Origin of the sequence: Azospirillum formosense, from assembly GCF_013340925.1 — a bacterium.
GTDB classification, from domain to species: Bacteria; Pseudomonadota; Alphaproteobacteria; order Azospirillales; family Azospirillaceae; genus Azospirillum; species Azospirillum formosense.
In genome coordinates, this window is record NZ_WHOR01000326.1 from 1 (window position 1) to 5741 (window position 5741).

The 5741-nt window shown below is 69.1% G+C and carries 5 protein-coding genes; all 5 read right to left on the minus strand.

The features are described from left to right. Window positions 1–176: 176 nt before the first annotated feature. On the minus strand, window positions 177–1001 hold the full coding sequence (locus GBZ26_RS26270) for an ABC transporter ATP-binding protein (RefSeq protein ID WP_035675144.1): 825 nt from the start codon (window positions 999–1001) through the stop codon (window positions 177–179). A 26-nt stretch (window positions 1002–1027) separates the two neighbouring features. After that, a complete protein-coding gene (locus GBZ26_RS26275) occupies window positions 1028–2026 on the minus strand; it encodes an ABC transporter substrate-binding protein (protein WP_174441362.1) in 999 nt (332 codons plus the stop codon). A gap of 67 nt (window positions 2027–2093) precedes the next feature. Then, a complete protein-coding gene (locus GBZ26_RS26280) occupies window positions 2094–2873 on the minus strand; it encodes an ABC transporter permease (RefSeq protein ID WP_104675349.1) in 780 nt (259 codons plus the stop codon). 249 nt (window positions 2874–3122) lie between these two features. Beyond that, a complete protein-coding gene (locus GBZ26_RS26285; protein WP_174441363.1) occupies window positions 3123–3800 on the minus strand; it encodes a TetR/AcrR family transcriptional regulator in 678 nt (225 codons plus the stop codon). 92 nt (window positions 3801–3892) lie between these two features. Then, a partial coding sequence (locus GBZ26_RS26290; RefSeq protein WP_174441364.1) for an SH3 domain-containing protein occupies window positions 3893–5741 on the minus strand: 1849 nt, incomplete at its 5' end.

The following is a 5741-nucleotide window of genomic DNA, read 5'->3' on the forward strand; positions in this document are numbered from 1 at the left end:
TGCCGTGGGCCCCTTCCCTCCCCCGCTGACGCAGGGGAGGGAGGTGATTCCCCTCCCCTGCGGAGCTCTCGCGCAAACCTATGGTTTGCGCTGACGCGGCAGGCGGACCTTTGGTCCGCCGAGAGCGGGGGAGGGTCAGGAAGGGGGCAAGACTCGTCCATCACCACACGCCCCCCTCAGTCCAGATGCCCTTGGGCGTTGAAATGCGCCCGGATGCGCTGGGTCAGCTCGATGAAGACCGGGTGGCCCATGACATCCAGCGAGCGCGGGCGTGGCAGCGGCACCTCGTAGGTCGCGGCGATGGCGCCGGGACGCTCCGACATCACCATCACCCGGTCGGCCAGGAACACCGCCTCGGGGATCGAGTGGGTGATCAGCAGCACCGTCTTGCCCGTCTCGTGCTGGATGCGTTGCAGCTCGACGTTCATCTTCTCCCGCGTCATGGCGTCGAGCGCGCCGAACGGCTCGTCCATCAGCAGGATTTTCGGGTCGTGGACCAGCGCCCGGCACAGCGAGGCGCGCTGCTGCATGCCGCCGGAGAGCTGCCAGGGGTACTTGTTCTCGAACCCCTCCAGCCCGGTCATGCGGATCAGCGCGCGGGCGCGCTCCAGGTACTTGTCGCGCGGCAGGCCGCGGACCTCGACCGGCATCATGATGTTGCGCAGCACCGTCCGCCAGGCGAGCAGCACCGGGCTCTGGAACACGATGCCCACGTCGTCGTGCGGCTCGGTCACCGTGGTGCCTTCGATGGTGATGGCGCCCTCGCTGACCGGCAGCAGGCCGGCGACCAGCTTCAGCAGCGTGGACTTGCCGCAGCCGGACGGGCCGACCACCACCAGGAACTCGCCGTCCCGCACGTCGAAGGTGATTGGGCGCAGGGACGGCACCTCCCCGTCGCGGCTGCGGTAGGTCTTGGTCACGCCGTCGATCTGGATCAGGGTCTTCTGCGACAGGCGGGCCGTTTCGGCCGATCCGACGACTTTCAACTGGGGCTGAGCCATGTCCCTGCTCTCCTGTCCGTCCGGCCTCACTGGCCCGCCGCGGCGGGATCGGGGAGGAAGTCGCGGGTGTAGAAGGCCTTCGGGTTCTTCTTCGCCGCGGCGTCCAGACCGCCGTACTCGACCAGCAGGTCCACGGTCTCGGCCATGTTGGCGTCGGTGACGCGGAAGGGCCGCTGCCCCTTGGTCTCCGCCGTGCGGTAGAGCGGCGTGGTCAGCTCGAAGCCCTCCAGCAGGGTGGCTTCCTGGCCGCCCTTCGGGTTGGCCTTGAGTATGGCGGCCACGGCCTCCTTCGGGTTCTTCTCCGCCCCCTCGACCGCCTTGGTCGTCGCGGCCATGAAGCGCTTCACGAGGTCGGGCTTGTCCTTCAGCGTGTCGGTGTGGGCGATGATGCCGGAGGAGACCATGTTGACGCCGTAGTCGGCGAAGCGGATCGGCGTCACCGACTTGCCGGTGGCGTCCTTGATCTTCATGCTCTGGTCCATGACGTAGCCCAGCAGCAGGTCCGCCTGCCCGTTGATGACCGCGTTCAGCTTGGTCTGGGCATCGCCCGACACGACGCGGAAGTCGCTGTCCTTCAGGCCGGTCTTCTTCAGGAACAGCGGCCAGATCTGGGACATGCTGTCGCCCGGCGTCATGGCGACGGTCTTGCCCTTGATGTCCTCCGGCTTGCGGATGTTCTTGTCGGTGAAGCCCATGGCCGACATCGGGCTGGTCTGGAGCAGCACGCCGGGCGAGGTCACCGGGGCGCCCTTCACCGCCGCCTTCATCATGGTCGGCACGTCGACGTAGCCGAAATCGACGGTCTTCGCGGCCACCGCCTGGGTCGTCACCGCCGACCCGCGGCCCTCCTGGATCTCCAGGTCGATGCCCTCGGCCTCGTACAGGCCCTTGTCCTTGCCGTAGTAGAAGGGGGCGTGCTCACCATACACATACCAGTTCAGCATCAGCACGACCTTGTCCGCGGCCTGGGCCGGAAGCGTCGTGGCCGTGAAGGCGCAGAGCGCCGCGAAGAGCGTCCGTTTCATCTCGTCTCCTCCCAAAGAATGTCCGGCCGAAAGGTGTCCGGCGTCGCTGTTGGTTTTCTTGTCGGCGTTACGACGTCGGGATGTAGTTGTGGCGTTGGCTCGCGTGCCAGGGGATGGCGAGCCGCTCGATCACGTCGATGACCCAGAAAAGCACCACCCCGATCAGCGCCAGCACCACCAGGGCCGCGAACATCAGGGGAAGTTCGAAATTCCCGATGGAGCGTTGCAGGACGAAGCCGATGCCGGAATTCGCTCCCACGAACTCGCCCACCACGGCGCCCACCACGGCCAGCGTGATCGACACCTTCAGGCCGGCGAAGATGGCCGGCAGGGCGTGCGGCAGGCTGACCATGCGGAAGGTCTGAAGGCGCGTCGCCTTCATGGACTTGGCGAGGTCCATCATGTCGCCGTCCACCGACTTGAAGCCCTGCACCGCCGACACGACGATGGGGAAGAAAGCCAGCAGGAAGGCGGAAATCACCTTGGGCAGCAGCCCGAAGCCGAACCACACCACGAACAGCGGTGCGATGGCGACCTTCGGGATCGACTGCGAGAAGACCAGCAGCGGGTAGACGTAGGATTCCACCGTCTTCGACCCGGCGATCAGCATGGCGATGGGAATGCCGAACAGCACCGACAGGGCGAAGCCGCCCAAGGTCGCCAGCGTGGTCGGCACCGACGCCGCCAGGAGCTGGTCCCAGTCCGCGGCGAGGGCCAAGGCCACGTCGCCGGGTTTCGGTATCAGATAGGGCGGGATCGCGAAGATCCGCACCGACAGGTCCCACAGGACGGTCAGGACCACCAGGAACAGCACCGGCCGGAACCAGCCGGAATTGAGCAGACGCAACAGCGTGGCACCCGCCCCGCCCCGTCGCGCCGCCGTTCCCGAAGCGGGACCGCCACGGGACGCATTCCCGTGAGCCGCCGCATCGACAGCCATCGCTCCTCCTCCCCCGGTCGTTGCGGCGCCGACGTGAGGCGCTCTTTTAACCGGCTGGTTAAAAGTAAGCCCGGCGCGGCAAAGCGGTCAACCCTGCCAAAGAGGTAGGACGGATGGTCAGGTATGCGGATTATTCATGATGAAACCACCGGCGGCTCAGGCCCGCAGAGATGACAGGATCAGCTCCACCATATGGTCCAGCCGCTCCGCCTTGGCCTCCTCGGCCAGCAGGTCGCGGCCGAAGATGACGGACAGGGTGTGGACGTTGGACAGGTAGAAGTAGGACTGCCCGGCGATGGAGATGTAGAGCTGCACCGGGTCCACCCCCGTCCGGAAGATTCCGGTGGCGACGCCGCGCGCCAGCACGTCGGCGATCATTTGCACGAAGGGCGAGTGCATGGCGTGCACCTTGTCGGAGGTCTTCAGCAACTCCGCGCGGTGCAGGTTCTCGATGTTCAGCAGCGCCATGAACTCGGGATGGTCGAGGAAATATTGCCAGGTGAAGTGGATCAGCCGGGCGATGGCGGCGGGCGGGTCCAGCGTCTCCAGGCTCAGCGTGCGTTCGGTGGCGCGGATGTGCGCGTAGGCGCCTTCCAGCACCGCCAGGTACAGGCTCTCCTTGTTGCCGACATGGTAGTAGAGCATGCGCTTGTTGGTGCCGGCGACCTCGGCGATCCGCTCGACGCGGGCGCCGCCCAGCCCGTATCGCGCGAACTCCTCCGTCGCGGCGGCGAGGATGCGCGCGCGGGTGCCCTCCGGGTCGCGGGTGACCTTCGCGGGTTTGGCCGGCTTGGCTGTGGAAGCGGTCATTTTCGGGTCGGTCAGCGTGTCCATCCAGGCCGTTCCTCGCATGACGCGGCTGGAGGGCGAGCCGCAATGCGTTCCAATGTGGAGCATATCAGCCGAAACGGAAAGACGAAGCGGCGTTACCGACTCAAGAGCGTCGCGCCGCGCCAGATGCCGGGCTGCATCGCGCCGGTGGAGTCGATGGCCGCGCCCGGGCCGTCCTGGATGCCGCCGCGGAACTGCCCGACATGGCGGGTGCCGCCGCGCATCGACAGTTCGCCCGGCCCCGCCGGAAGGCGGTCCACCACCACGCCGTTGAACCGCTCGCCGTTGGTGAAGGCCAGTTCGCCATGGCCGTCCACGCGGCCCTGGCGGACCTCGCCCGCATAGGAATCGCCGTTGGCGAAGCGGTAGACGCCCGGCCCGTTCGGCACGGCGTTCACAAAGGTCCCCTCGAAGCGGTCGCCGGACGGGAAACCGAGAACACCGTAGCCGGACATCTGGTCGTCCTTCCACTCCCCCTCATAGACCTGCCCGTTGGCGAAGCGGTAGACGCCGACGCCGTTGCGGCTGATCGTGCCCTGGAGGGAGAAGTTGCCCAACCCGCGGTTCCATGCCCCCTCATAGACGTCGCCGTTGGGGAAGCGGTGCACCCCGTAGCCCGACTCCCCGCCGCGGGCCTGACCGGCGGCGCGGCGGGCGGCGGCCTGGGCCTCGCGCGCCTTCGCCTCCGCCCCGCGCCCGGCGGTGGCGGAACGGGCGGCGCGGGCGGCGGCGTTGCGGCCCGCCTGCACGGCGTCGCGGTAGGGTTCGGCCAGCCCGGCAATCACCGGGTCCGCGCCGGAGGTGGAGCGCCCCGCGGCGCTTTCCCCGCCACTGTCGGGAAGGGCGGCCAGCCGCGTCGGGCCGGTCGTGCCGGACAGCGCGCCGGCCACCGGGTCGACGTCGTTGCGAACCACCGTGGGCGGCGGATAGGCGCTGGGCGCCGCTCCCCCCATGGACACCGCCTCGCCCGACCGGCCCGCCAGCGTTCCGGTGGTGACGTAGCCCTCCTGCCCCGACGAATCCCGCACCAGCACCCAGCCGGAGTCGGGAGCGGCCTGGAGCAGCGTCACGCGCTGCCCCTGCTCCAGATCGCGCAGGCTGCGGGCGCCCAGCACCGGGCGGGCGAACAGGTTGGCGTCGCGCGCCACCGTGTAGACGCCGGGCGTCAGGGCCGCCGGCTGGGACTGCGGTGGTTGCTGGGCCTGGGAAGGCTGCTGGGCGGAGGCGACCGGCACCTCCTCCGGCTTGGCGAGGTTGCCGGCGAAGGCGAAGCCGGTCTTGCCGTCCTGCTCGACGCGCAGCCAGCCGCCGTTGCGCCGGGTCCGCCCGGTGACCGCAACCTCGCTGTCGTGGCGCAGCGTGCCGACGACCGCCGCCTTGGTGTCGGGACCGGCGCGCAGGTTGGTGTCGCGCGTCACCACCCGCTTCTCGTTCAGCGGGTCCACCTCGACCTCGGCGACCGCCGGGGCGGCGGGCTTTTCCTCCGCCTTCTGCGGCAGCGGTTTGGGTTCGATTGGCTTGGGTTCGATTGGCTTGGATTCGATTGGTTTGGGCTCGGCCGGCTTCGCCTCGGGGGTCGCCGCCACGGCGGGCGGCGCCTCCTCCGTCCGGGCAACGACCGGCGCGCGCGGGCCGGGCACCAGCACGAGGTCGGCGCCCAGCCGGTCCTGGAGCCAGGGGTGCTGCGTCCCCCGCGTGCGTTCAACGACGGTGCGGGCGACCTCGGCCAGCGCGTCGCGCAGCGGCACGCCCGGCTTGACCATCTCCTGCGCCAGGGCGGCGGAAAAAACATCCGCTCCCTTGCCGGCCGTCGTTGCGGGCGGCGTGCCGGGCCGGTGCGAATAGACGACGAACAGGTTGTCGAGCGCCGCCGGGGCCGCCAGCGCCGGCTTGACGGACCGCCCCTCCTCGCCCATCGCCGACGTCAGCCGGTCGGCCAACGGG

Bases quoted from the DNA above. Each gene is read 5' to 3' on its own strand.
- GBZ26_RS26270 (WP_035675144.1), bottom strand. From the start codon at position 1,001: ATGGCTCAGCCCCAGTTGAAAGTCGTCGGATCGGCCGAAACGGCCCGC.
- GBZ26_RS26275 (WP_174441362.1), bottom strand. From the start codon at position 2,026: ATGAAACGGACGCTCTTCGCGGCGCTCTGCGCCTTCACGGCCACGACG.
- GBZ26_RS26285 (WP_174441363.1), bottom strand. From the start codon at position 3,800: ATGGACACGCTGACCGACCCGAAAATGACCGCTTCCACAGCCAAGCCG.